Below are 26,811 nucleotides of genomic sequence, written 5' to 3' on the forward strand. Positions count from 1 at the left end.
TCAATATTTTGAAAATGAATAACTGATGCCCAGGGTGTAAGTACGTGGCGGCGCGGCATTATAAGTATCGCCGTACTGGCTGCTGGTTACTGTTGTAGCGTAAAGCTTATTGGTTAAATTAAGCACATTGAACCAGATGCCCGCGCCTTTTAATACGCTGCTTTTTACATCATAACCCAGGCGCAGGTTGTAAATATCATAACCTGAATAGGTTTTGGTATTGGCAGGGTTGGTGTAGTATTGATTGATGTGCTGCCACTCTGTTGCTATCCTGAAGCCGGGCAGGTATTGCGGCTTATAAGTAAGTTCGGAGTTGACAACCCAGGCCGGCGCGTTGTTCATGCGTTTGCCGTCATAGTTGGTTACGGTGTTGGTACCGGTGGTGTAATTGGTGGTCACTTCACTGTATTCCACATAGGTGTGTTTGGCATTGGTACCGCTAAACCTGAAGGTAAGCTCTTTAACCGGGGCCACAGTAAGCGAGTATTCAATCCCCCGGTGACGTGTTGCGCCTGCGTTTTGGTTCTGGGTAGTGTTATCCGGCAGCAATTGGTTAATGATTTCGTTATGGCCTTCTAAATCAAACACACTCAGCTCAAAGTAGAGTTTTTTGTTAAAGGCCGAGAACCAGCCGCCTGCTTCGTAATTATCAAAAGTGGCTTGTTTAAGCTGGGTAAGCTGGCGCGAGCTGTACAAGTCGCCGGTTTCGGGCGGTTGAAAACCTACGCTGTAGTTTGCGTAAAGGCCTTTGTTATTACCAACGTTGTAGGTGATGCCGAGTTTGGGAGCAACGATATTGAAATTGTTGGTTTCCTGTTGTTTGTATTTGGTTTGTCCGGCCTGGATCTCATTATCGAAATTGTAATGAACCCTGTCATAACGTAAACCGCCTACAATTCTTAATGCTTCCGTAGGCTTGACTTCATACTGGACATAAACCGCTGTGTTGAACAACTTGATCTTGTAATTATCAATGTACCTGCCGGTATTGCTGAAGCCGGTGTAGTAGTTGTTAGCTACATCTTTGGTGATATCAAGATATTGGGCATAATATGAACTCGGGCTGTCATCTATATAAACACCACCAATCAGCCTCGAATGCAGGAAATCAAAATCAACCCGGTGCTGTGCCAGTAAGCCATAGCTGTTGAATTTTTGATCATTTACCTGGCCGTTGCTGCTTTTGTAAACGCCATTGTTGTCGCGTACATCGGATATAAAATAGCTCGGCAGCTGCGCAGTAGAGTTATTGCGGAAAAAGAGCGTTATAAAAGTGCTGTTCTTGTCATTCCACTGATGATCCAGGCGGGTGCCGGCACGAAACGATTTCACCTTGCGATACGTGAACCGCTGGTTGGAGCTGTAACTGCGGTCATAAAAATGGGCGCTATCCAAACTGCCGGGAGTTTGGGTGTTCAGATAATTATAGGCAGCTGAAGTGGTAAGCTTTGTTTTGACACTGAAATCATAGGTAGTTTTAAAATTGGCCGAGTACTTATCAAAATCAGAATAATCCTGCCAGCTATCGGTTTGATGGGCTACATATCCTCCTGCATACAAACCAAATTTGCCCTGGGTAAAACCGCCGTCGGCGTCAACGCGGCGGTAATGATAATTATCACCCTGAACAGAAACATTACCGGCGTAACCTGTAGGCGGGCCCTGGGTAATAAAGTTAACCGCGCCGCCGATTGAGTTACTGCCATAAAGCGATGATGCAGGCCCTTTGATCACTTCGATATCCTTAACGCCCGACATGTTGATCTCATACAGCGAATTATGATTAAAGATACCCGTCGGACGAATGGGTACACCATCCTCCATATACAAATAGAGTGCGTTATAGGTAATAGGTTGCCTGATAGCCATGGTATGCTGTTCGTTACCCAGGTTCACCATGTAAACACCCGCAACCTTGTTCAGCAATTGATAAAGGGCAGTGGCTTTGGTATCCTTAATTTGGGTAGAATTGATCTTACTGATGGCGATGGGGGCGTCCTGCCTGGCCTGGCCTTCGCGGCTGGCGGTTACCACAACGGGTTGCAGATCTACAGTTGAAGGCTCTAAGGCAACATCAAGCTTTTGGACTTTTATGGTTGATACTTCAACAATACGTGCGCTGTAACCAACCATGGCAAATTTAAGCCGGATAATGCTTTGCGTATTAATGCTAAAGTGCCCTTTGGCGTTAGTCATGCCAAGCTTTGCACCTGTAGCAGCATCGGCATTGCAAATTGATGCACCCGCGATGGCTTCGTGGGTATTGGCATCTGTTATGGTGCCTTGTATATTTTGACCGTAAGCCTGTGTTTTAGCAAGTATAAAAGTTATAAATAGGATTAAATATCGTTTCATTATGTAGTATTACGGGAGTTGCCTCCCGGTGTAAAAATGGGTAGAGTAGGGTGTGGAGCGATTGATGGGAATGGATTGTAGCTTCTGCCTGCCATTACTTTTTGCCGATGATTGGTCAAAAAACGTATGTCACGCCGAGGAACGAAGTACTTAAAAACGGGTGTCATGCTGAGCTCGTCGAAGCATGGTGGGGGGCCTCTGCGCGCGTCCTTCGACAGGCTCAGGATGACAATCCCTCCGCACCCAATGTCATTTAACCTTCTTTTGATGGTTTTTTAGCACGTAATTACAAGGTTGTAGTTATACAACTGATATAGCTATCCTACACCATCAATCAAAAACCAATAAAAATGAAATGATTATCCTAACTGCGGAGGCTGGAATATCGTAGCCGGGCGATCGGCCGGTACGGTGGGGGTGTAAGGGGTTGAAATAACCTGCAACAGGCTGGAGTGGAATTTAACATCAGTTGAGCTGATGACATAAACCTCCTGAAAGAGGCTCTTTTGCGACTGCCTTTCGTCGCTGGCCTGCTTGTCCTCTGCCTGTTTGATCTTTTTCGCGAAGTAGCATTTACCGTCACAATGCAACCAGGGTCTGTTCCTGTTTTCGCAAAGCTTGGTAGCAATGTAATTCCTGTTCAGCTCAAAACCCGCGAAAATGAAAAACCGCGAGAAATTGACCGTGATCAGCGAAAAGATGAGTAAATAGGCTGTAATACGTTGCAGCATGGCGCAAAGGTACGCCCTGTGGGTTTAATACACAACATTTAGTTCAAAGTCTATAGTCTCAATCTATAAGTCATACAATAATCTGACTTTCGACCTGAAAAATTGCCGCACTCCTTTTGACTAAAGACTCCATACTTAAGACTTTCGACTTCACTTGTCTCTTTTCAATGTAGCATGCAGGTGCTGACCTTTGTAAACCAGGTCCATACCAATAGAATCCTGATAAACTTTACCCGTATGGGGCGAACTGCCTCCCGGTACCGGGATACTGAAAGAGAAATTATCGCCGTTGATCATGCCGTCGGTAATAGCTACATCACCCTGCGGAGCATGGGCTGTACCTGTAAGTTTGCCGCTGTCTACCTTAAAAGTGTAGCTTAAGGGAAAATGATCATCGCCCGGAAGCGCTAACGAACCTATCCATCTGCCGTTAATATCGGCCATCGAAATAAAACTGAAAGCGGTAATAATAACAAACGCACTGATCACCAGGAACTCTTTTTTCATTGTTGATATAGCTTAAGCAGATGCCTATATGCAGTAATTTTAAACTATATACAATTTTGTTGCCTTTAAGTTTAAAAAAAAGAAAAACCTTACCGGACGGGGTAAGGTCTTTCTTTTTTATTTTAGAAAATGTCATCCTGAGCGTTTAAATCCGGAGGCCTGTGAAGGGGAAATGACAAAAGAGGGTCTGTCAGTCTGAGCCCGTCGAAGACTCGCGCGCAGAGGCCCTGCCCACCATGCTTCGACGGGCTCAGCATGACACCCGTTTTAAGTTGTCATGAGTAACTTGTTTCAGCACCCCACGAAACAGGCAGACCATGCAAGGTCGCTTAGCAAGTGGGGTGCTGAAACAAGTTCGGCATGACGATAATATTTGAAAATTATTTCTTATCAACTGGTCTTTTCAATACCGAGTTGCTTTTTGAGCCATTGATATCCAGTTCAACGCTAACCGAATCGCCCATGAATTTGCCTGTATGAGGTATCACGATACCGCTGGTGGCTACTGTAAATGAAAAGTCGGTACCATTGGTTTTGCCTTCTTTAATGTCAACGTCGCCTTCCGGAGTTAAGGCTGTGCCGGTCAGTTTATCGCCATCAACCTTAAAATTATAAAGCAGTGGGTATTCCTGGCCGTCGCTTGTAACTAATTTGCCTGCCCATTTGCCGTTAAGATCAGCTATAGCTGCAAGACATATCATAAAGCAGCTTACCAATAAGGTAGTAGTAAAAATCTTTTTTTTCATAAATGTGAATTTTGGTTTATAAATATAAGCACCTTGATTTATAGGATGAAATGATTATATGATATTTTATGGTGTGGAATATAAATATCATGTAATTCTTAAATCAGGAAATTAAGGTTGTTGAGCTCTTTTTAAAGTGCTATGTACTTTTGAGCCATTGGCTTCAATATCAACACCTACCGAATCGCCATAGAATTTGCCTGTATGGGCAATGTGGATATCTTCGATGCTTACGGTAAATTTGAAACTGTCGCCGGTTATTTTGCCGTCTTCAATCGGCATATCGCCTTTAGGTGTTTTGGCTGTGCCGGTTAGTTTGTCCCCATCAATCTGAAAATTATAAAGCAATGGATAAACTTCACCGGTTTCTGTTTCAAGCTTGCCTTCCCATTTTCCGGCAATTCCGGTAATGGCTGCAAAGCAAACCGCAATACAAACTGTTACAAGGGCTAAGGTTAAAAAAGTCTTTTTCATAGCTGTTGTTTTCACCGGTAAATGTAAAATCGATATTAAACCAGAACGTAAACTGTACATTAAATTTACTGCCGGTGATGCTATTGATTTACAGGCAAAAACTGTACTACAACAACCTCGTGCATAATACCGGATTGACTTTTTTACTTTCAGTTGTATTTAGAGCTGTTTTATGACTATATCTTTATATAAATGTTAACAATACATTTCTAATTATTCAAAATCATTGTACCTTTAAATCTGCATACTAACCGGGCGAAATCCTGTTTCGCTTTTCACTTTTAAACAACCTATAATAATGAAGAAAATTTTTACCGCATTGCTATTGTTGGGTGGTACATATCTGGGCGCTTCGGCACAGGATGTTCAGCTTAACAAAGGCTGGAAATTTGCTGTGGGTGATTCTGCCCAATGGTCGTCCCCAACTTTTAACGATCAAAGCTGGCAAAACATTGATGTCGCCCATTCCTGGGAGCCGCAGGGACACCCTAATTACGATGGCTTCGGCTGGTACCGCATCCACGTAGTGATTCCTTCATCGCTTAAGGAGAAAGCTTATTTAAAAGATAGTCTCCGCTTAAGCCTTGCCAGTGTTGATGATAATGACGAGGTGTATTTAAACGGAAAGCTGATCGCTAAATATGGCGGCCACAGCGGAACCATTAAAGATGGCCATTACGGCTCGCGCACTTATAGTATCCCGGCTTCAGATCCTGCAATTTTGTGGGATAAAGAAAATGTGCTGGCCATCCGCATTTATGATACCGGGGGCGACGGTGGTATTTACGGCGATAACTTTTCTATTGCCATGGCCGATGTAATGGATCACGTTACAGTTAATACCGATGGCGATTTTAGTTTCCAGGAAAATAACAGCCTGGCCAAATCTGTCAAATTGGTAACCACCAATAAATACCAGTACCAGGGTACTTTGGCCTTTAAAGTTACCGACCCTGAAACGGGCGCGGTGATCTACGAAAAAACAAACCCTGCAAACTTTACCACCGGCAAGCCTTTTACCTATTCGTTTGTGATAGCCCGGTTAGCCAAAAAGTCGTATACCATCGCTTATACCTTTACCGATCAAAAATCGGGTAAAGAAATTGTTAAAACGGAAACCACGCCTTATGTGCTTACACCTTATCCATCGCCCAGGCCAAAAATTAACGGAGCCGATGTTTACGGGGCAAGGCCTGGTAACCCTTTCCTTTATCTGATCCCGGCAACCGGTAAAAAGCCGCTTACCTATAAAGCCGTGGGCTTGCCTGCCGGCTTAACGCTTGATGCTAAAACCGGTATCATTACAGGTGTGGTAAGCCAAAAGGGAGATTATCCTGTAACGCTTACCGTTACCAATAGCTTAGGCAATAAAACCAAAACACTAACTATTAGCATTGGTGATAAAATTGGTCTTACCCCGGCCCTTGGCTGGAACAGCTGGAATGCCTGGGGCTTGAGTGTTAATGACGAAAAGGTAAAGATCTCGGCTAAAGAAATGTCGGAGAAATTAAGTGCTTATGGCTGGAACTATATCAATATCGACGATGGCTGGGAAGCAGAAAACCGTGCTGCCGATGGTGCTATTGTTGCTAACAGTAAGTTTCCGGATATGAAAGGGCTGACCGATTATGTCCACAGCCTTGGCTTGCATACCGGGATTTATTCATCGCCTGGTCCGCGCACCTGCGGCGGCTTTTTGGGCAGCTGGCAGCATGAAGACCAGGATGCCAAAACTTATGCCGACTGGGGTTTTGATTATTTAAAATACGACTGGTGCTCCTACTCGGAAGTTACCCCGCCGCATCCCGACCTGCCTGCACTTAAGAAACCATATGAAGTAATGCGCACCTCTTTAAATAAGGTAAACCGCGATATTATGTTTAGTTTTTGCCAGTACGGCTGGGGCGATGTTTGGAAATGGGGTGCCGAAACCGGCGGCAACAGCTGGCGTACCACCGGCGATATCCAGGATACCTGGAGAAGTATGAGTGATATTGGCTTTAGCCAGGACCCTGCTTCGCCTTACGCTGGTCCGGGACATTTTAATGATCCGGATATGCTGGTTGTAGGCAAAGTAGGCTGGGGGCCAAGCCTGCACAATAGCCGTTTAACCTATGATGAGCAGTATACCCACATCAGTTTATGGAGCCTGCTGTCTGCGCCGCTGTTAATCGGCTGCGATATGGGGCATCTGGACAGGTTTACGCTTAGCTTGTTGACGAATGATGAAGTACTGGCTATTGACCAGGATGCCTTAGGCAAAGGTGCAAGACAGGCTTCTAAAACAGATGAGCAGCAGATTTGGGTAAAAGAGCTTACCAAAGGTGAAAAAGCAATAGGTTTCTTTAACACATCTGTTAAATATCAAACCGTTAACCTGGAAGCTAACGACAAGTTGTTAAAAGGCTTTACCAAAGCCCGCGATGTTTGGGAACAAAAATACCTGATAGCGGTTAACCACAAATACACTTTCAAAATCCCACCGCATGGTGTAAAGCTTATTAGGGTTATGTAAGGATTTAGGATAGGGAGATAAAAAACACGCGTCGTTGCGAGGTACGAAGCAATCCCCGATGAGCAGGGCCACCCTGTATAGTTTGGGATTGCTTCGTACCTCGCAATGACGCTTTTTATTTGATTAGCTGATTTTCATGTCCCCTCAAGGTCTCTCGCAGAGGACCCTGAGGTTCATCGCGTTTTGGGTATTTAGAACAGCTGATCTGGCGTATATATCAATCTGCATGGCGTATACATCAGGGTCCTCTGCGAGAGACCCTGATGGGACGTTGATAGCAAAAATGGCCTATATCTATTCGATAAAAGGCCATTTTTATATGATGTAGTTGGGAAAATCAATTTGGCACATCGTAATGATATACCGGCGAAAAAACGCCTTCACTTGTAGTGTAGTAGCCTTTGCCATCGGGTTGGAAGCCTATAGCCTCGCCCTGTTTTTCAACTTTATAAACGAGCTCGCGTGGTTTGCGTACCATGGTTTCCCATATGGGTTCGTTATGCTGGCGGCGCCAGTAGTAAACTTTGTCGTAACTTTTTAGCAGGATCTGCTGCCCGTCTTTAGAGATATCGCCGGCTGTGATCCATTTAAAAGGTTTAAAACCAGCGAAGAACAATTTGCAGCGTTTGGTTAATACTGTTGTTGTATTGGCCTGGTATTTTAACGGACTGGTGTAAACCGCAACGGTATCACCCCTTTTGCTCACAATGATCAATTGTTTGCCTATGGGGTCAATCATCAATGTTTCCGCATCTTTGGGGCCATCCGGATATTTAAAATCTGCCCGTACAGCTTGTGTGTTTGTAATAGCCTTATCACCTGTAGCCCATGATTTTTTTTCGGCCATGCGGTAAACTGTAATATATGGCCTGTTTTGATTATTATCGCCTATATCGCCAAGATAAACGTAACTTTTACCTTTTTCCGGTCCGGGACCAACATCAATATCTTCACAATCCTGTACACCCAGCTTTTGAGTGCTGTCTCCCTTAAAATAAATGGTTGATTTGAGTTTGCCTTCGGCTGTTATAGCAAAAAAACGGCTGGTATCGCCGCTGTCGTTATGTACATAGTAAGTGTCGGGGCTAATGGAAGATGCCGCGATACCCGACGTTTCATCCATCTCTTTATCATTCAGGGTGCCTGTAATGTCCTGCCTGTCGAGCAGCCTGTGCTTGGCGAAGGCCCCCATGAAAAGTAGGGATACAATGGGTAAGAGTATATTTAATTTTTTTGACCGGCTCATTCTGTTTCTTGCAAACAATAACGCAAATAAAGCGCATTAGTATGAAGTTGACATTAATTATTTGATTTTGTTACGACTATATGAAAATTATATAACAAACAGGGCAATGGTACACAATATTCGTACCACGAAACATTTATGCCGATTCAAAGGCATGTAATAAGGCGCTTTGTCGGTATATTTCTACAGGGGTACGGTAATCGGCCAGTTCAAGTTCCTGAACATATTTGCAATTGCAGGGGTGCCCGGGTTCAATAAAAACAGGCATATCATAGCCCAGTTGCTGGTAGTATGGAGTAATGAACGCTTTTACGGGCAGTTCGTTTGCTGCAGAAACAACATCAGGCGTAAGTTTTTTTAAGGGCTTTAAAAGCAGTTTGATTTCGCAAAGTCTGAAGTTGTCATAAAGCGGGATCCAGCGTATTAGATCGTCAATATTAACTGCTATGGCATTATGTTTTACTCCAGTAAGGACGCCAATATTCACTTCGCTATTGTTTAAAAGACTAATGATCATAACCTGCTGACCGATATAACGGCTAAAAATAATGAGCTGGGCTGCCACACTTACATGTTTCATTTTGCTAATTTTATTAGCAATATACGAAGATTAGTTAGTGAGATGCAAGGGGAAATGTGAAATGTTTTTAGGCGTGGGTCAGCAATGTACTACCAACAAAAAAGGGCCTTATTTCAGGCCCTTTTTCATCGCTACCGCAAGCGTCCTCGCTTGTGGGTATCATGCTAAGCTATGCGAGAGGCTAATCAGGTTGTATACCTAAACGCGGGCCATAAGCGTGGACGCTTGCGGCAGCGGCGGATGCAAGGGCGAATGTGAAATGTTTTGGGCGGGGGAGGCAATGTACTACCAACAAAAAAGGGCCTTGAAAAAAGGCCCTTTTTTGTTTTTATTATTTCTCAACGTCTATAAGTTCCGGCTTTGTGGCTTCAGATTTGGTGAGGTCGATATCTGGTTTTGAAATATCTGTTAACGCTACGCGGCCGCGGTCTTTACGCAGGATGCGGTTAAACAGCGAGATCTCCCTGTCGAACAAAAACTGGAAAAACAGTTTGGTCCATGAGGTATGATAGTATAATGTATCGTAATATTCCGGGGCCGTTTTCCTGATCTCCGGAAGTTTATTCCATGGGATAGAAGGGAAATCATGGTGCTCATTGTGGAAGCCTACGTTAAAAGCAACTGCATTGAAATTGCCGTAGTAGCTGTATGTTTCCTGTTCTTCGGTAACGGTAAGGTAATGTTCCTGGATCCAGCGGGCGCCCAGCGGGTGCAGGCCAACTGAAAACGAAAAGCTTAACAGCAAAAACGCTACTGCATGCCAGCCCATAAAGTAAGCGATTGCGGTTGTAAATGCTGCCTGTAATAACCAGTTTGTCAAGATCCAGCCGTCAAAAGGATGGATTTCCCTTAAACGTGAAAGGCGGAACAATTGAAATACCGGGAAAAACAGCAGCCAGATTGCTTTACCAAAAAATGAATTGCTGATCAGTTTGGCTTCCCAGCGGTTTGGTAAATCGGCATCAAGCTCATGTACACCTTGAAAGGAGTGATGTTTGATGTGGTATTTTTCGAATGAAATAGCGCTTGGCAATATTTGCGGTAAATTGGCAAACATGGATGCCCAACGGTTTGCGTTGCGGTTTTTAAACAATAGCTGGTGAGTACATTCGTGGATCATTACAAACAGCGCGTGATCGGCAAAAGCGCCAAGTAAATAGGCAGCTCCAAAAACTATCCACCATGATTGATCACGTACAAACCAGGCTAAAACAACCTGGAAAGCTACTAAACCAATAATGGCCCATATGGTTTTTGGGTTTTTGCCTATAAGCTTTCGCAGTTGCGGAAACTCCTTCAAGATTTTTTTTGTGCGGATACGATGAGGTTCAGACTCCTGGGAATAAACAAAATCAGTCTTTTTAATCATATAGTGTTAAAACGTTAAATATAACGATAACGTACACAAAAGTTCATTGTTTTGTAAAAATTAATTAGTAATATTAGGAATAAACAAAATCTTCATGATCATTTCATGTAAATTTTATATACAATTTACGTTAGTTTTGCTTAAAAACAAGCACCTTAAAAGTATTTGGAATGGCTTTACGTGTACCGGGCTCAAACTGTGCAACGCTTAAATAAATTTTGTGGGTTTTGGCGTCAATTGTCATCGTGCGGGCCCTTTCGGCAGTTTTTAGGGTTTGGATCACCTCATATTCATCAGCCGATTTTTGTTTGATGATGGTAGTGGTGCCATCGCCGCATGAGCAAAATATAAGTTTGGTTTCAGGGTCATAAACTACAGCATCAACCCCCGCGCCAATTGGCAGGGTAGCAGTCACTTTACCTGTTTTGATATCAACAACACTAACCCCCTTATTTTCGCGGCAAACGGTAAACAATTTCTGATTAACGGCATCAAGCGCTAAGCCGGTAGGACCACCACAGGGGGCAAGGGGATAGTTTTTAATCACCTTAAGGCTTTTGCTATCAATAACATTCAGGCTGCTTTTATCTTCAAGGTTATTGTAGATATTTCCTTTACCGTCCGATACTGCAAACTCGGGGCCACCGCCAAGTGCAACCGTGCCAACCTGTTTAAGCGTTGCCGGGTTAACTACCGATGCATTATCGCTTTCGCCGTTGAAGGTAAATATCCGGTCGGAGTAGGGGTCATACATAATAGCGTCAGGGCCATTGGCAGCTGTTAGGGCAATTGTAGTAATGGTTTTAAAAGTTTTCAGATCAAAAACTACTACCGCATTTGCCTTGCCATCGCTGATGAAACCACGATTAAGTTTATTTACAATGGCTATACCGTGAACGCCTTTCATATTATCAATAACACCAACCGGCTTTTCGGTATCCAGGTTAATAACATTTACAGCAGTACCATGCGATACATAAAGATTACGGTTGATCTTGTCGATAGCCAGGTAGTCATAACCGCCATCACCCGGTAGCGCGATGGTTTTATCGGCTACATAGGTTTGTGCGTTTAGTTTAAAAGGAGCTATACCTGCTATGAGCAAGGCTACGGCCAAAATTTGCTTTTTCATTTTTCGGGAATGTTTATTGCCATGAAATTAAGTCCCGAATCTGTAAAAATGCTGTGTTAACCGTGATGGCTTTCATTAATTTCGTTCAAATGAATGTTAAACCCTTTGCGGTACAATATACGGAGCATTGCCGGTAAAACAATAAGCAGTAATGGCAACGCCGCTAAAAATCCGCCGATAACCGCAATAGCCAGTGGCTGATGTAATTGCGCGCCTGCACCTATGCCTAAAGCAAGCGGCAACAGGGCTATAATAGCGCCCAACGCGGTCATCAGTTTTGGTCTTAAACGGGTACTGATGGCAAAGGTTATAGCCGCGTCAATGTTTTTATTTTCATTTTCGATAGCGCTTTCCTTAAACTGCAGGAAGGTGAAAATGGCATTTTCGCCAATAATGCCCACAATCATGATCAACCCTGTATAGCTGCCCACATTGAGCGGCGTACCGGTAATAAATAAGGCCAGGAAGCTGCCGGCGATGCCTAAAATGCCAATTACCAAAATAAGCAGCGCTATCCTGAACTGCCTGAACAGGAATAATATCACCCCAAAAACCAGTAAACAGGCAGTTATGAGGATGATAAGCAATTCTTTAAATGACTGCTGCTGCTGGGCGTAGGCTCCTCCGTACTCCACATGGTAGCCTGTTGGCAGGTTTACGTTAGCATGGATGGTTTTTTGAATGGCCGTTATTACGGTACCCAGGTCGCTGCCTTCCAGCCGGGCACTTACTACGTTCATGCTTTGCAGGTTTTCCCGGTTGATCTCGGCATCGCCGGGCCTTAGCTCAACCGAAGCAAGTTCTGTTATAGGGATGAGTTTGCCGTTTGGTAAAAATATGTGAAGGTTATGGATATCATTCACGTTAAGCGAGCGGTTACCCGGGTAAACCATGCGAATGGGTGAAAGCTGTTCTTTCTCCAGTAAGCTGCCTATCACATTACCTTCCAGCGCGGTTTGGATCTGCATTTGCAGATCGGCTGCGGTAATTCCATACTGTGCGATTTTGCTGTAATGGGGTTGAATGCTTACCGAAGGACCGGCGATAACAATACCCGGCAGCACATCGGCAGTGCCTTTTACTTTTTCAACCAGCCCGGCTATCTGCCTTGACAGGTTTTGCAATGTTTGCTGATTATCACCGAATACCTTGATCTCGATAGGCTCGGCCGATGTGGTGAGGTCGCCAAGCATATCGGATATCACCTGGCCAAACTCAACCTGCAGCGCGGGTTGAGTTTCCTCAACCATTTTACGCAAATCGCTGATCACCTCTTCAGTGCTTTTGGTGCGATCTTTTTTTAACTGGATAAGATAATCGCCGCTGTTAGGCTCTGTAATAAAAAAGCCCATTTGTGTACCCGTGCGGCGCGAGTAAGCAGTTACATCAGGATGCTTGATGATCTGTTTTTCTATCTGGCGCAACATCCGATCGGTTTCTTCCAGTGAAGTTCCCGGAGGTGATTTATAGTCGAGCACGATGGCGCCTTCGTCCATATCAGGCAGGAAGCCGGTCTCCAGCAATGGGGGGACAATCACAATTACTGCTGCCAATGCGGCAATAATGATAAGGCTTACATAAGGGCGCAGGATAAAGAAGCTTACCCACTTTTGTTGCTTAACTGTGTGTATTTCTTCTGTCTTAGCTTTTGCTGTAGTTAATTTAGGCTTACGCGTTACGAGCAGGTAAATTACCGGCAATCCGATCCACGTTACAAAGAACGAACTCAGCAAGGTAATGATCATGGTATCGGTAAGTACCTTGAAGTAGGCCCCGGCCACACCCGTCATCAAAACAAAAGGAATAAAAATTACGATGGTACTGATAGATGAGCCCACCATGGCCGGGAAAAGGTAATCAATAGCCTTGCGAACCAAATGGCTGCTCAGCTCATCAGGGTGTTCTTCATGTATCCGGTGAATCTGTTCAACCACCACAATGGCGTCATCAATAATTAACCCTATGGATGCTGCGATAGCACCCAGCGTCATGATATTAAAAGTATAGCCAAGCCAGTACAATATGAGCAGTGTAAGCCCGAGTGTAACCGGGATGGTAATCAATATGGTGATGCTTGCCTTGAATGATCGTAAAAAGATCACGGCCACAATAATAGCCAGGAGTAAACCTACCCAAAGGCTGTCACTCACGCTCCTAACCGAGTCGTTCACAAAATCGGCCTGAACATAATATGGCCGGATACTTACACCCCGCGGGAGTAGTTTTTTCAGCGCGTCAATCTTATCGGCCATATCGTTACTCACCGAAATGAGGTTGGCATTGGGCTGCTTTACTACAGCTATCAATACCCCATCATGCCCGTTGGCGTTGATGCGGGTGTATTCAATCCCTTCGTTAACCTGGATGCTTGCAAAATCCTTGAGCCGTACTATTCTTTTGCGGTTGTTGCTGATCACAAGGTCTTCCAGTTGATCTTTGGCATTGATGGTAGCATCAGTAACAGTGAGGTACATGCGCTTATAATCAGACAGGTAACCCTCTGATTTTACGAAATTGGTAGTAGCAAGCGTATTGCTGATAATATCAGGCGTAAGGCCTAACGAAGTCATTTTTTGCTGATCGAGTGTGAGCCAGTATTCCTTGAGTTTACCGCCGATCACCCTGATCTCCGATACCCCGTCGACCTGCGAAAGGAATGGTTTTACTGTGTATGTAGCTAACTGCCTTAATTCAATAGGGGACAGGTTATGACTCTCTAAAGTATAGCCGCTTACCGGTAAAATGGAAGGGTTCATTTTGGCTACGCTGATATTTACATCGGCGGGAAGGTCGTTCTTGATCTGGTCGATGCTCGACTGGATACGTTGCTGGCTGAGGTCGATATCAGCATTCCAGTTGAGCAGTGCTGAAATTTCACAGCTTCCCCTGCTGGTAGTACTGCGTACCAGTTGCAGGTCGGGCACCTGCTTAATAGCATTTTCCAGCGGTTTGGTAACTGTAACCATCATTTTATTTACCGGCTGCAGGCCCTCGTCGGCAATGATCTTGATCTTGGGGAAAGTGATTTCAGGAAAAAGCGAAGTTTGCAGTTTTGAATAAGCAAACAAACCGCCCATAATAATCAGGGCCAGCACCAGGCCTAAAGGCTTGCGATGGGTTATGAAGTAATTTTTGCGCTGGTTTTCCTTCATCACTCTACAATTTTCACTTTAGCCGTATCTGCGAGTCCGTAATTGCCTGTAACCACTATTTTATCATTCGCCGAAAATTTGGGGGTTAAAATTTCCACCCTGCCGCCGGCTTCAATGCCTTTGGTTATGGCGGTTTTTACCGCAGTAGTAGGATTGATCAGCTTCATTACCCAAAACTCCGTTTGTGTTTCATTGCTTAGTATGGCCGATTTTGGAAGTGATAGCGTATGCGGGCGTATCGACTTAATGATCCGTGCTTTGGCCACCAAATTTTCAGGGATGGGATTGGCGCTGTTTACCTTAAGCACAATGCCCTGGGTTTGCGACAACGAATCAACAGCAGGCATTGATGAACTTACCTGTGCCGTCAATTTTTCACCGCCGGGCAGTACAAGCTGTACGTTCTGGCTGTTTTTTACATAGCTACGCAGTTCATAAGGCAATTGCATCACAAATACAAAGCTTGAGCGGTCGCTGATCACTGCAAGTTGTTCACCATCCTGCACGTAATCGCCCTGCTGGTGATTGAGTTGGGTAACGTAGCCATTGCCGGCAGCTTTTATTTTATTTACGCCCGAAAATTTGAAAGTGGTATCCAGTACATTGATGCTGTTACCAATACTCTGTGCTTCTTTAGTTTTTATGCTGAATAAAAACTCGCCTTTATTTACGTAATGCCCTGGCAGGATGTTCACCTTTTGGATGTAACCGTTAGCATTGGCCTTCACAATGTTTTTTTGCTGAAAAACGGATGTGGCAGTCAGATCAATATAATCAACCATGGCGCTATCGGCTACGGCGGTTACGGTTACAGGTGTTTGAGCGGCCGAACCTCCGTCGCCGGCATCATCCGCAGGTTGGGTATTGCCTTTGCAGCTATACAGCAAGATTAAAAGGCCTGCAAATAGGTATATATGTTTAAATTTCATATTATTTATTCCAGTAATTGAGCTGATTAATGAGCTGCAGCTTATTAATATTGGTTTGCGTTTTAAGGTTTTTTATAGCAAGATAATTATTAATGGCCAATACCAAATCGGCCACACGTACGTCACCTGTTTGCAGCAGTTGGGTGTCAACTTTTACCAGGCTTTCGGTGTATTTCATCTGGTCATCAATTTGGGCTAACAGCTTTTCTGAACCATCAATCTGCTGGTTTAACTGTGCAATCTGCTGGCGGTATTGAGTATCAAAAAACGCTTTGTAGCTGCGGCGGGTATCTTCCTCTAACGACAGCTTGCGGTACTGGATTTTGCGCTGGCCACCGTCATACAATGGCAGCGTAAAACTAAAACCAATACTGGCCCCGAAATTTTTATAGGCTGGCCCGCTTAAAAAATCGGAGTTATAACCACCGTCTGCCAACAGGTTGATCTTGGGCTTGTAGCTGAAATCAACTAATGAACGGCTATTCACCAGTTTAAGGCTGTCCGTTTTATACTGGCTGAAAAAGATGCTGTTACTGATATCGGTCCGGATAGTTTTTTGAATACCGGGATCCTGTAATTCGATGTAACTGGTATCGGCAATGCCGGTTAAATAGTTAAGCGTTGTATAGTCATTTTTATATTGCAGCCTTGCCTGCGACAGCGTTAGTTCCTGCTGCTTAAGGGTAACCAGAAAGGTAAGGTAATCGCTTTGGTGATAAACATTGGTGCGCGTTAACTTTTTAAGCAGCGCTTCCTCCCGGTTAAGCAGGCTGATCACTTCCTGGTTAAATTTTACCTGCTGCAGGCTGCCAAATGCGGCGATGTATTGCGCGGTGACTGCTTTTTTCAGATCCTGCTCAGAGATTTTAGCGGTATTGAGCACCGATTGCGACTGCAGCTTCACTGCGTCGATCTGTGTAGCGATATTTTTTTTGCTATCCAGCGATTGATTGATGCCTAATAGTGCATTGAGTGTATGTTCGTTGGTTATAGCAGGCGCATAACCATAACCGCCGGACACCGGGGCATAAAGTCCTGCACTGTTAGCGCTAACCTGTGGCCTGTAACCTGCCCTGATCCGGAGGCTGTCCAATTGGCCTGAAGCAACCTGGTTTTGCAGGTCCTTTAACAGCGGACTGTTGCTTTTGGCAAGCTCCAAATAATGTTCAAGATTGTAAGTTTGTGCCTGTGTAGCAGCACTAAGCAGGCAAAATAAAAAGCCGAAAACCCATTTTATCCGGATGGTCAAAATAATATATGTTGTGTTAAATAATAGCTAAGCTACAGGATAATTCTGGAAAAATTTGGTAGGGGCAGTGTAACAAATTTAAAAGTTAACCGTGAAGATATGGTAAGGCTCTTCATAACTGTAAACCAGTTGATAACCCAAACTTTCGCAGATCTGTTTGGAGATAGTGAGCCCCAGCCCGCTGCCTTCAGATGTGGATGCTTTATGAAAGCGGGTAAAGATATTTTCAGGATTCAAGGCTATTTGCTCGCCGGTGTTTTTGATTGTTAAATTTTCGGTTGTGAGGCTGATGATGATCTCGCCTCCGGTTTGGTTATGCCGAACCGCGTTGATGATGAGGTTATTCAACAGGATCTCAATAAGGTAATTGCTGGCTTCAATTTCCTTTTTGCCAATTGTTGAAATAACCGTTATTTCTTTGTCGTTGAAAATATCTTCCAATTGATACAGCAAATCATCTATAAGTTCCTGTAAATCCAGGTGCTGTCGATCGTTCAGTAGTTTGTTCTCAATCTTTACCAGTAATAATAACGATTGATTAAGCCTGCTCAGGCGCGATACCGCGCTGTAAAGGTCATTGAGTAACTTGCTTTGATGCTCGCTAAAGTTTTCTGTCTGGATCAGGGTATCCAGTTTGGAATTGATCACAGCGATAGGGGTAAGCAATTCGTGCGAGGCGTTTTCGGTAAAGGTTTTAAGGTCTTTATAGTCTTTTTTTACCCTTTCGGCCATGGCGGTAACTTCGGCCTGGAGTTCGTTAAACTCGTCGATAGTAGTATTGGGAGACGGCATTTCGCGGCTATCGGTGACGTTAAATAGTTTCAACTCACTCAGGATACTGTAAAATGGCTGCCAAAGCCGGCTCAATATGAGGCGGTTGGTAATTACCAGCACCAGCAGCAGTAATAAGATAACGCCAATGGTAATGCCGAAGATGATCTGGATCAGGTCTTCAGTTTCTACTTTCGATTCAACTATCAGAATTTTATAATACCTGTCGCCAACTTTTACCGAACTGACCAGGCCGCGACCAGATTCCGGCTCGTCTTTTTCGCGGTAATAAGTAGTGTTAAAAAATTCGCGTTTAACAGAATTGGGTTCGGCCGAAATAAAGGTGATCTGCTGGTCTTTCGAGGCAAAAACCTGGGGCAGGTGGTGATTGAGCTTTACATAATCAAAAACTTCCTGCTCTTCAACCTTAAGTGAATTGTCTTTTTGATTAGTAAGGATGAGGCTGATAGCCTGGTAATAAATAACGCCCGTTATCAGCATGATAACGATAGTAGCAATTAAATTTACCCGGTTATACCTTTCCGAAAGCTTCATTATTGATCGGCAAATTTGTAACCCATACCATAGGCTGCATAAATATAATCCTTACCGCCGGCTTCCATTATTTTTTTGCGGATGTTTTTGATGTGCGAATAAATAAAGTCGAAATTATTGGCCAGGTCGATGCCATCGCCCCATAAATGTTCGGCAATGGCGTTTTTTGAAATTACTTTGCCTTTGTTGGATATGAAATAGATAAGCAAAGCAAACTCTTTACGGGTAAACTTTACAGGGGTTCCGTTTACAGCTACGGTTTTAGCCATCAGGTCGATACTGAGCTCGTTAAAGTTAAGCACGTTGCTGCCATTGAACATTTTACGCCTGATGATGGCAGATACCCTTGCCTTCAATTCCGACAGGTGAAAGGGTTTTACCAGATAATCATCGGCACCCAGGTCAAGGCCCTGGAGGCGGTCATCGAGCGAGTTTTTGGCCGATATGATGAGCACCCCATCGGTGTAATTATTGGCTTTAAGCTTTTTTAATATATCAATACCATTACCGCCGGGCAAGGTGATATCCAGCAGGATACAATCGTAACGGTACAGTTCAACCTTGGCCAGGGCTGCTGCATAGCTGGCCGCGGTTTCGCAAATGTTGCCGGCTTCTGTAAAATATTCTTCAATACTTTCGCGCAGGCCTTCTTCGTCTTCGATGATGAGTATTTTCAAAACGTTTTTTTGATAAAGTTAAAATGCCAATTTGTACAGATTCTGGATTTTGAGTAGAGCTAACAGCTATCTCACAGATTTTATACAGAATGCCTAAGCAAATTTGCATTTAGCTTGTTGCAAGTTAAATACAAAATCTGATCATTATGTGGTGGATCTACGCATTACTTTCGGCGCTGTTTGCAGCGCTCACAGCCATTTTTGCCAAAATAGGGATTAAAGGGGTTGATACCGATCTCGCTACGGCCATCCGTACCGTCATAATCCTGATCCTGGCCTGGGCTATAGCCCTTTTTAAGGGGAGCCATGGTGGTATCAGCACGCTCACCAAAACCAACTGGACCTTCCTCATCTTGTCTGGCTGTGCAACCGGCCTTTCGTGGATCTGTTATTTCCGCGCCCTGCAGTTGGGCAAGGTAAGCCAGGTTGCCCCTGTTGATAAACTAAGCGTTGCTTTGGCCATCGCGCTTTCTGTTATTTTTCTGGGCGAGCCATTAACTTTAAAAAATGCCATAGGCGCGCTGCTTATCATCGGCGGCACAATTGTATTGATTTTCTAATCTTTTTGTAACATGCTCATATACAATGTAACAAGCATATATACATAACAAAAACATATTGTAACAAATACACTTCAATACCATTTAATTCAGATTTAATCCAATCTTTCTTATAAAATTTGTGGTTCCAAACACCCGTATTTTATAATGAAATCTGTTTTTTTGATATTATTTTCTTTTATTTTTATAACCACCTTACACGCCCAAACTGCCCCCGGAGCCAGGGGGAAAATTACCGGTAAAGTTACCGATGCCACTACCAAGCTACCGGTTGACTATGCCACCGTGTCTGTATTTAAACAAGGCGCTGCTTCACCCTTCAATGGCATCAGCACCGATCCCAAAGGAAATTTTAGCATAAATAACATCCCCGCCGGGGAGTATAAAATAACGGCCGAATTTTTAGGTTACCAGAAAGCAACTATCGAACATGTAATAGTTAAAGATGGAGCCGTATCATTGGGCGAGATCAAATTGGCTCCGGTTGCCAATGAGCTAAAAGGCGTAACCATAACCGCTAAAGTACCTACTGTTGAAAACCGGATAGATAAAATGGTTTACAACCCTCAAAACGATTTAAGTGCACAGGGCGGCGTAGCTATTGACGTATTAAAAAAAGTACCGCAGATCACGGTTGATATTGATGGTAATGTGGAGCTTCAGGGCAATGCCAATATCCGTTTTTTGATCAATGGTAAACCATCAAGCATTTTTGGGGCCAGCCTTGCCGATGCTTTGGCCAGCATCCCGGCCAGCCAGATCAAAAGTATTGAGGTGATTACCAGCCCGGGCGCTAAGTATGACGCGGCCGGTACGGGAGGTATCGTAAACATTATCCTGAAAGACAGCAAAGTGCAGGGCATTAACGGCAGCGTTAACCTATCGGCAGGTACCCGCCGCGAAAACGGCTCATTTAACCTGAATGCCCGCAAAGGCAATTTTGGCGTGAATGCTTTTTTTAGCGGTAATGCCCAAATTAATACTAATGCACCTAATACCCGTAACCGCGTATCAACTGATTCGGCCAATAATAAAACTACCTTGTTCCAGCAGGGAAGTAATAACTTTAAACGTAATGGTTACGAATCAGGGATCAATTTTTCGTGGGATATTACCCCTAAAGATCAGCTGACCGCAGGTGTGGGCTTTAATCATTTTGGTAACCATGGCAACGGAATTACCAACCAGGATCAAAGCGAGGTTGACGCAGCAGGTAACCCAATATCTGATATCAGGAGTATCCGTAACTCAAGCAGTAAATTCAGTGGCTACTCAACCGATGTAAGTTTGAATTACAAAAAAACTTTCGCCAAAGAAGGACAGGAGCTTGATGTATTATATTCATCAAGTTTTGGCCGTAATTTGTTCAGTTCATTTCAGCGGCAGGATTATGATTCGGGCATAACCTCATCCGGTATCTCCAACAACAATCCGGGTAAGGACAGGGAAACCGATATCTCTGTTGACTATACGCAGCCGGTAAGCAAAAACTTTACACTTGAAACAGGCGGCAAGCTTGTATTTAACCATATCAACAATAACGTTATAACGGATACGCTTTTTGGCGGTAATACCTTTGTGCCTAACCCAAGCCAAACCTATGGTTTTACTTACGACCGTAAAGTGTATGCTTACTACCTGTCGGCATCAACATCGGTATTTAATAAATTTTTGGATGTGAAAGCTGGTTTAAGGGATGAGTATACCACTACTACAGCCGATTTTCAGGGTGTAAATATCCCATCTTATAATATCCTTGCGCCATCGTTGGTTTTCTCTCATAAGTTTGGAAACGGCGGCGAATCACTTAAATTGAGCTACACCCGCCGTATCCAGCGGCCTGATTATGGCGACCTGAACCCTTTCCTGAACATCAGCGACCCGCATAATATCAGCACCGGTAACCCAAATCTTAAACCCGAAAAGGGCGACAACTTTGAGTTGGGTTATAACAAATCATATGATAAGGGTGCTAATATCAACATAGCGGCGTTCTATCGCCGTAATACCGATGATATCCAACAGTTCACTACCTTTTACTCCACGTTTGACGTGAACGGTACTACTTATACCGATGTGTCATTGAACCAGCGTTATAACATAGGTTCGGAAGAGCGCATCGGTATCAATATCTATGCTTCGGTACCGGTAACCAGTAAGCTAAGCCTGCGTACCAATATGATTTTCAGCGACAGGCGCAGCACTAACCCGGGTTTTGCCAATGTAAGCGCTTTCGCGTACCGCCTTAACCTCAACGCGCAATATAGCTTTGGTCATGATTTGAGCGCCGAGTTTTTTGGTAACTACAACTCATCGCAAAAGGGCATCCAGGGTACCAATCCCAAATTTGTATTCTACAATTTTGCCATGCGCAAAATGTTCATGAATAAAAAGGCAAGCATCGGCCTTACGGCTACCAATCCGTTTGCCAAATACGTGAGTCAAAGCTCATCAACCTTTGGCAGCAACTTTTATTCAACCAACCTGAGGCTGGTACCGGTACAGTCGTTCGGCATAAGCCTGAGTTATAAGTTTGGCAAGCTTGAATTTAAGAAGGAGCGGGAAAAAGAAAGAAACAATGATCAGGATAATAATGGAGGTGACAATGGCCTTCAAACTGATAAGGGGAAATAACCTCACCTAAATCCTCTCCAAAGGAGAGGACTTTAAAAACAAAAAAGCGATGAGTTATCATCGCTTTTTTGTTTAAAATATCTATTTAAAGCCTTCTCCTTTGGAGAGGGTTGGGTGAGGTTACCCGTTCTTGATCAAAATACTTTCAATGATCAGCGTTGTATCTTCACAGCTGTCGGTAGCAGTTTCCATGGCTGCAAAAACATCGGTATATTTAATTAATTCAATCGGATCTTTTTCATTATTAAGCAGATCGGCAAAGGCTTTATTGTGAACTGAATCGGCCTGGGCTTCCAGTTTTTTGATATTGCTGCAAAGCTCAAAGATCTCAGCCGATTTGTTCAGGTTATTCATCGCGTTTACCGCTTTTTCAAGCTCTGTACTGGTCTTAAGGATCAGCGCGGCCAAATCTATCATTGGCTGGGTAATAACAGGCACGTTGTAAAGGTTGATCCTGCGGGCCGCCATGGTAATGCTATCGGCTACGTCATCAATAGCCGATGCCAGATCGCACATATCCTTACGGTTAAATGGAGAGATCAGCATCCGGCCCGATTCTGAAAATACCCTGTGGGTAACTTCGTAACTTTTAAATTTCAGCTTATCAATATGCGCAAAATTAAACTTCTGCTCATATGATGTTGGGGCGTTAACGGCTTCATTCAGTAGCCTGGCCATTTCGGTAACATTGGCTACAGCAGTGTTGAACAAATCGTAAAAAACCTGGTTTGAGTTTGGAAATATCGATTTTGAGTTAGTGCTCTTCATTGATCTGTCTTATCAGTCCGTGAATTTACAGTAGTTATATTCAGTGGATTTTAAAATATGTTACTATAAATTATTCAGCGGATAAAAGTAACCATTAATACAATGCCAAATGTTAAGTTAATGTTAAGAATGGTTAGGCCAATGTAATAAAACAAAATTAATGAGATTATAACTTGTTGATTTAAAGTAAAAAGAAACCCGTATATTGAATGAAGAAAATTGTGTAACATTTAAGTTTAATTAAAACAATCCTGCCATCTGCAGTATTGTATTTGTATTAGTCAATCCAATTATGAAAGCCGGGGAAAAGCATTATAAATGCGTAAACAGCAAAACAGGTTACGCCATTTATTACCATTCGCTGGGTAGGGAGCTCAGCAATGAAGAAGTGAAAGCCGAATTAGAAAAAATACGTGCGCGTGTAGCTATTCAAAACGGTATTTACCTTGAAACACTCTACTGGGAAGAAATGAAGCAGGATGCCGAACTGACGCAATAGCAGGCGCGGTTTTGCAAGGGGGTATAACTAATTTAAAATGAGTGTTTTTGCAAATAAATACTTATATTTAATTGCCATTATATAACCAGTTTAACCTGCTATTATCCCGCTTATGAAAAAGATAGTTTTATCGCTGTTAGCGGCATGGTATTGCTCTGTGCCTGTTTTTTCACAAAATAATAAACCGGTTTCACCTTCCGTTTCTTTAGATGCTGTGGTATCGCGCCTGCAAACTTTATCGGCCAGTAAAGCGGTTGAAAAAGTGTACCTGCATTTGAATAAACCTTATTACAATGCAGGCGATACCATATACTTTAAAGCATATGTAACCCTGGGCGAACAGCATGAGCCTTCAAAGTTAAGCGGCATGTTACATGTCGACCTGGTTAACCCTTCCGATTCCCTGCTGCAAACTATCACGCTGCAAATGGTTAATGGCTTGGCCGCAGGCGATTTTAGTCTTCCCGGTATCTTGCCCGGAGGGGCCTATCGTATCAGGGCGTATACTAAATGGATGATCGATAACGGGCAGAGTTCATTTGACCGGCAGGTAAACGTCAATGGGAGGGCATTTGCGGGCAATAAAGCGTTAGTGGTTAAAGCAGGTAAACCTAACATCGCTTTTTTTCCGGAAGGGGGAAGTTTTGTAAACGGTATACCAACCAAGCTGGCCTTTAAAGCGGTAAGTGCAAACGGGCCGGGGCTTGATGTTAAAGGTGTTGTGGTTGATAACTCCAATGCCGAAGTAACCAGGTTTGAATCGAAACACCTGGGCATGGGGCTTATATTTATTACTGCCGAAGCAGGTAAAACTTATAAAGCTAATTTAACCTATGCCGATGGTACCAAAGCGATAGTGGATTTACCGAAAGCCGATAACGAGGGGATCACGTTGATGGTTAACAATGATAATCCCGATAAACTTGGCATTGAAATAAATGCCAATAAAGCTTATTACCTTAAAAATAAGAACAAAGAAATAGGTATAATTATTTATTCGGCCGGTAGTATCCGCTCGGTAAAAACCGTGCTTGATAACCAGGTGCTCGACCTAAATCTTAATAAAAAAGATTTTAAAACAGGTATAACCCGGATAACGCTTTTTTCGGAGCAGGGCGAACCATTGAATGAGCGCCTGGTATTTATCCAAAATCCCGACCTGTTAACGATTACATCTGTTAGCGATAAACCTTTATACCCGGTAAGAGGAAAGGTGCATATTGCTATCAATACTAAAAACAAAAACGGAGAGGCGGTAAAAAGCTATTTATCAGCATCAATTATTGATGCCGGTAAAGCGTCTGTAACCGGGGATGATGAAAATAGCATATTATCAAGTCTGCTGCTAACGTCTGATCTGAAAGGGGTAATTGAGCAACCCAATTATTATTTTGCTGATGTTAGCAATGATACCCGGTTTAACCTGGATGTATTGATGTTAACCCAGGGGTACCGCCACTTTGAGTGGAAGCAAGTGCTCAATGATAACAACACTGCCGCAGTCTATACTGCCGAAAACGGTTTCGATGTATCGGGCCAGGTGAAAACAATTTCGGGGAAGCCGGTTGATGGCGGTATGGTAACCCTGATGCCGCAGGCAGGCGGGGCTTTATTAACACAAACCACCGATCAGGATGGTAATTTTACTTTCAAAAACCTGGTTTATGATGATAAAACCCCGTTCATGATCCAGGCTAAAACAGCCGAAGGGAAAAGTAATACCAAAATATCCATTTCTCTGGCAAAGGCATTAACAAATATTAAAACCGGAGATTTGATGGGCCCGGCACAGGGGGTAAACGGTGCGGGCTTTGATAAAACAACGCAACAGCCGGTTTACATAGCTGATGCGAATAGCAGGGCACTTAATGCGGTTACTATTAATGAAAGAGGTATTAATGCCGGTAAACTTACTACAGAGGTTTTGGGGAAAAATAACCTGCGAGACCAAAGCACCCTGTCAAACGGGTTGCAGGGCCGTTTAAATGGTGTTGTTTTGAGACAAGGCGTACCCTACCTGGCTGATAAGGTGAACCCGGCCATGCAGGGAGGGCCAATGTTGATCGTAGTTGATGATACCGTATTGCCGGCCGGAACAAGTATTGATAATTACAATGCTGCTGATGTTGAAAGTGTAAATGTGTTAAAAAATAACGATGCTACCATTTATGGTGTAAGGGGGGCAAATGGGGTATTGGTACTCAAAATGCGGAAAACTCAAGCTCCGGTTGTTTCAAATAATGTGATGTCGCCAGGCTTACTGTATTTTACAGCAAGGGGTTTTTACAAAGCCCGTACCTTTTATTCACCGGTTTATGAAGCATCAACAGGTGCTGATAAGAAACCTGACGCAAGAACCGCTATATACTGGAACCCCGATATTGTAACCGACAAAGATGGCAATGCCTCGTTTGATTTTTTTAATGCAGATAGCAAAGGTAATTACCGTTTGGTGATGGAGGGTATTGATGAAGCAGGCAATATAGGACGGAGCATATTAACTTATAAGGTACAATGATGCCGGCGCATAAAAAACCCTGCCATGGTAGGCAGGGTAAAAAAACCACAACAATTGTTTAACCTTTGGGCTATGAATCCCTCCGGTCGATTCCTAATTGCAATATGATCTTTCAATTATTAAACAATATAAAATCAAAATAGTTTAACCATCAGGTGTTTATTTTCAGTGTTTTATGTGTTAAAATCACCTCTCGAAGGTATTTAAACGAATAGTTGTTTTTAAACCAAATTTCAATCTATCTTTATATTAAACAATTTATGAGAAATCTTATGAAAAAATCATTTCAGCTTAAAGCAGCATTCCTGTTTGCTTTCGCCTTATTAGTATCAGCGGTAACCTTTGCCCAGGACAAACCAGCAAGCCCGCGCGATAGCGTTAGCGGTACAGCGGCTGGTTCAACTATTACTATTAACTATGGCAGCCCATCGGTTAAAGGCCGTAAAATTTGGGGAGGTCTTGAAGCTTACGGTAAAGTATGGCGTGCAGGTGCTAACGAGGCCACAACTTTTACAACAACAAAAGATATCAAAGTTGAGGGTAAACCACTGGCAGCGGGTACTTATAGCTTCTTCCTGGTCCCTGCCGAAAACGGTACCTGGACAGCTATCTTTAACAAAGTGGCCAAACAATGGGGCGCGTTTAAATACGATGAGTCAAAAGACGCCCTGCGTGTAAACGTAAAAACCAAAGCCGCGCCGATGCACGAAAGATTAGTTTATACAGTTGATGCAAAAAGCTTTTGCATGTTCTGGGATAAGATTGTAGTGCCGGTGTCTGTGAGTAAATGATATTCAGTAACCTTATTTTTCACAATTTTGAAAGCCTCCTGCCAAGGGGGCTT

At 43.5% G+C, this 26,811-nt stretch carries 21 protein-coding genes; 6 read left to right on the top strand and 15 right to left on the bottom strand.

The window, feature by feature from the left end; all coding sequences use genetic code 11:
- From FHW88_RS28440 to FHW88_RS28460, 5 genes are all read right to left on the bottom strand, one after another.
- Nucleotides 1-2,355 carry a TonB-dependent receptor gene (locus FHW88_RS28440; protein WP_176628900.1) on the bottom strand — a complete coding sequence of 785 codons (2,355 nt, stop codon included), beginning with the start codon at nucleotides 2,353-2,355 and terminating at the stop codon, nucleotides 1-3.
- 359 nt (nucleotides 2,356-2,714) lie between these two features.
- The gene (locus FHW88_RS28445; protein WP_090528324.1) at nucleotides 2,715-3,086 is read right to left on the bottom strand and encodes a hypothetical protein; all 372 of its coding nucleotides are present in this window, start codon (nucleotides 3,084-3,086) and stop codon (nucleotides 2,715-2,717) included.
- 150 nt (nucleotides 3,087-3,236) lie between these two features.
- Nucleotides 3,237-3,593: a hypothetical protein gene (locus FHW88_RS28450; RefSeq protein WP_176628901.1), complete on the bottom strand. Its 357-nt coding sequence runs from the start codon at nucleotides 3,591-3,593 to the stop codon at nucleotides 3,237-3,239.
- Between the two features lie 380 nt (nucleotides 3,594-3,973).
- Entirely contained in the window at nucleotides 3,974-4,339 is a 366-nt protein-coding gene (locus FHW88_RS28455; protein ID WP_176628902.1) for a glycoside hydrolase, read from the bottom strand.
- A gap of 111 nt (nucleotides 4,340-4,450) precedes the next feature.
- Nucleotides 4,451-4,813, bottom strand: a complete 363-nt coding sequence (locus FHW88_RS28460) for a glycoside hydrolase (protein ID WP_176628903.1) — start codon at nucleotides 4,811-4,813, stop codon at nucleotides 4,451-4,453.
- A gap of 298 nt (nucleotides 4,814-5,111) precedes the next feature.
- Here FHW88_RS28460 and FHW88_RS28465 point away from each other — a divergent pair, with 298 nt between their 5' ends.
- On the top strand, nucleotides 5,112-7,328 hold the full coding sequence (locus tag FHW88_RS28465; protein WP_176628904.1) for a putative Ig domain-containing protein: 2,217 nt from the start codon (nucleotides 5,112-5,114) through the stop codon (nucleotides 7,326-7,328).
- A gap of 337 nt (nucleotides 7,329-7,665) precedes the next feature.
- Here the strand turns inward: FHW88_RS28465 and FHW88_RS28470 are convergent, their stop codons facing one another.
- The 9 genes from FHW88_RS28470 to FHW88_RS28510 all read right to left on the bottom strand — a co-directional run bounded on the left by FHW88_RS28470 (nucleotide 7,666) and on the right by FHW88_RS28510 (nucleotide 18,988).
- On the bottom strand, nucleotides 7,666-8,520 hold the full coding sequence (locus FHW88_RS28470) for a hypothetical protein (RefSeq protein WP_176628905.1): 855 nt from the start codon (nucleotides 8,518-8,520) through the stop codon (nucleotides 7,666-7,668).
- Between the two features lie 190 nt (nucleotides 8,521-8,710).
- Nucleotides 8,711-9,154 carry a hypothetical protein gene (locus tag FHW88_RS28475; protein WP_176628906.1) on the bottom strand — a complete coding sequence of 148 codons (444 nt, stop codon included), beginning with the start codon at nucleotides 9,152-9,154 and terminating at the stop codon, nucleotides 8,711-8,713.
- Nucleotides 9,155-9,485: 331 nt separating this feature from the next.
- Entirely contained in the window at nucleotides 9,486-10,523 is a 1,038-nt protein-coding gene (locus tag FHW88_RS28480) for a fatty acid desaturase (protein WP_176628907.1), read from the bottom strand.
- Between the two features lie 130 nt (nucleotides 10,524-10,653).
- Nucleotides 10,654-11,655, bottom strand: a complete 1,002-nt coding sequence (locus FHW88_RS28485) for a YncE family protein (protein ID WP_176628908.1) — start codon at nucleotides 11,653-11,655, stop codon at nucleotides 10,654-10,656.
- A gap of 56 nt (nucleotides 11,656-11,711) precedes the next feature.
- Nucleotides 11,712-14,807 carry an efflux RND transporter permease subunit gene (locus tag FHW88_RS28490; protein WP_176628909.1) on the bottom strand — a complete coding sequence of 1,032 codons (3,096 nt, stop codon included), beginning with the start codon at nucleotides 14,805-14,807 and terminating at the stop codon, nucleotides 11,712-11,714.
- Nucleotides 14,807-15,736 carry an efflux RND transporter periplasmic adaptor subunit gene (locus FHW88_RS28495; RefSeq protein ID WP_176628910.1) on the bottom strand — a complete coding sequence of 310 codons (930 nt, stop codon included), beginning with the start codon at nucleotides 15,734-15,736 and terminating at the stop codon, nucleotides 14,807-14,809. Before FHW88_RS28495 ends, FHW88_RS28490 begins: the two co-directional genes overlap by 1 nt.
- 1 nt (nucleotide 15,737) lies before the next feature.
- Nucleotides 15,738-16,985 (bottom strand): TolC family protein, encoded by a 1,248-nt coding sequence (locus tag FHW88_RS28500; protein ID WP_176628911.1) that lies wholly within the window; start codon nucleotides 16,983-16,985, stop codon nucleotides 15,738-15,740.
- Nucleotides 16,986-17,063: 78 nt separating this feature from the next.
- Nucleotides 17,064-18,311: a sensor histidine kinase gene (locus tag FHW88_RS28505; protein WP_176628912.1), complete on the bottom strand. Its 1,248-nt coding sequence runs from the start codon at nucleotides 18,309-18,311 to the stop codon at nucleotides 17,064-17,066.
- Nucleotides 18,311-18,988, bottom strand: a complete 678-nt coding sequence (locus FHW88_RS28510; RefSeq protein WP_090528286.1) for a response regulator transcription factor — start codon at nucleotides 18,986-18,988, stop codon at nucleotides 18,311-18,313. The genes FHW88_RS28505 and FHW88_RS28510 overlap by 1 nt, the downstream gene beginning before the upstream one ends.
- Nucleotides 18,989-19,134: 146 nt before the next feature.
- On the opposite strand from FHW88_RS28510, the gene FHW88_RS28515 reads away from it, so the two are divergent.
- On the top strand, nucleotides 19,135-19,548 hold the full coding sequence (locus FHW88_RS28515; RefSeq protein ID WP_176628913.1) for an EamA family transporter: 414 nt from the start codon (nucleotides 19,135-19,137) through the stop codon (nucleotides 19,546-19,548).
- Between the two features lie 147 nt (nucleotides 19,549-19,695).
- Entirely contained in the window at nucleotides 19,696-22,182 is a 2,487-nt protein-coding gene (locus tag FHW88_RS28520; protein ID WP_176628914.1) for a TonB-dependent receptor domain-containing protein, read from the top strand.
- A 120-nt stretch (nucleotides 22,183-22,302) separates the two neighbouring features.
- Here the strand turns inward: FHW88_RS28520 and FHW88_RS28525 are convergent, their stop codons facing one another.
- The gene (locus FHW88_RS28525) at nucleotides 22,303-22,950 is read right to left on the bottom strand and encodes a DUF47 domain-containing protein (RefSeq protein ID WP_090528277.1); all 648 of its coding nucleotides are present in this window, start codon (nucleotides 22,948-22,950) and stop codon (nucleotides 22,303-22,305) included.
- 292 nt (nucleotides 22,951-23,242) lie between these two features.
- On the opposite strand from FHW88_RS28525, the gene FHW88_RS28530 reads away from it, so the two are divergent.
- From FHW88_RS28530 to FHW88_RS28540, 3 genes are all read left to right on the top strand, one after another.
- Nucleotides 23,243-23,449 carry a hypothetical protein gene (locus tag FHW88_RS28530; protein WP_090528273.1) on the top strand — a complete coding sequence of 69 codons (207 nt, stop codon included), beginning with the start codon at nucleotides 23,243-23,245 and terminating at the stop codon, nucleotides 23,447-23,449.
- Nucleotides 23,450-23,561: 112 nt separating this feature from the next.
- The gene (locus tag FHW88_RS28535) at nucleotides 23,562-25,967 is read left to right on the top strand and encodes a TonB-dependent receptor (protein WP_176628915.1); all 2,406 of its coding nucleotides are present in this window, start codon (nucleotides 23,562-23,564) and stop codon (nucleotides 25,965-25,967) included.
- Nucleotides 25,968-26,239: 272 nt separating this feature from the next.
- Nucleotides 26,240-26,758 (top strand): DUF2911 domain-containing protein, encoded by a 519-nt coding sequence (locus FHW88_RS28540; RefSeq protein WP_090528267.1) that lies wholly within the window; start codon nucleotides 26,240-26,242, stop codon nucleotides 26,756-26,758.
- Nucleotides 26,759-26,811: the final 53 nt, after the last annotated feature.

Source organism: Mucilaginibacter sp. SG538B (assembly GCF_013376065.1).
GTDB lineage: Bacteria > Bacteroidota > Bacteroidia > Sphingobacteriales > Sphingobacteriaceae > Mucilaginibacter > Mucilaginibacter rubeus.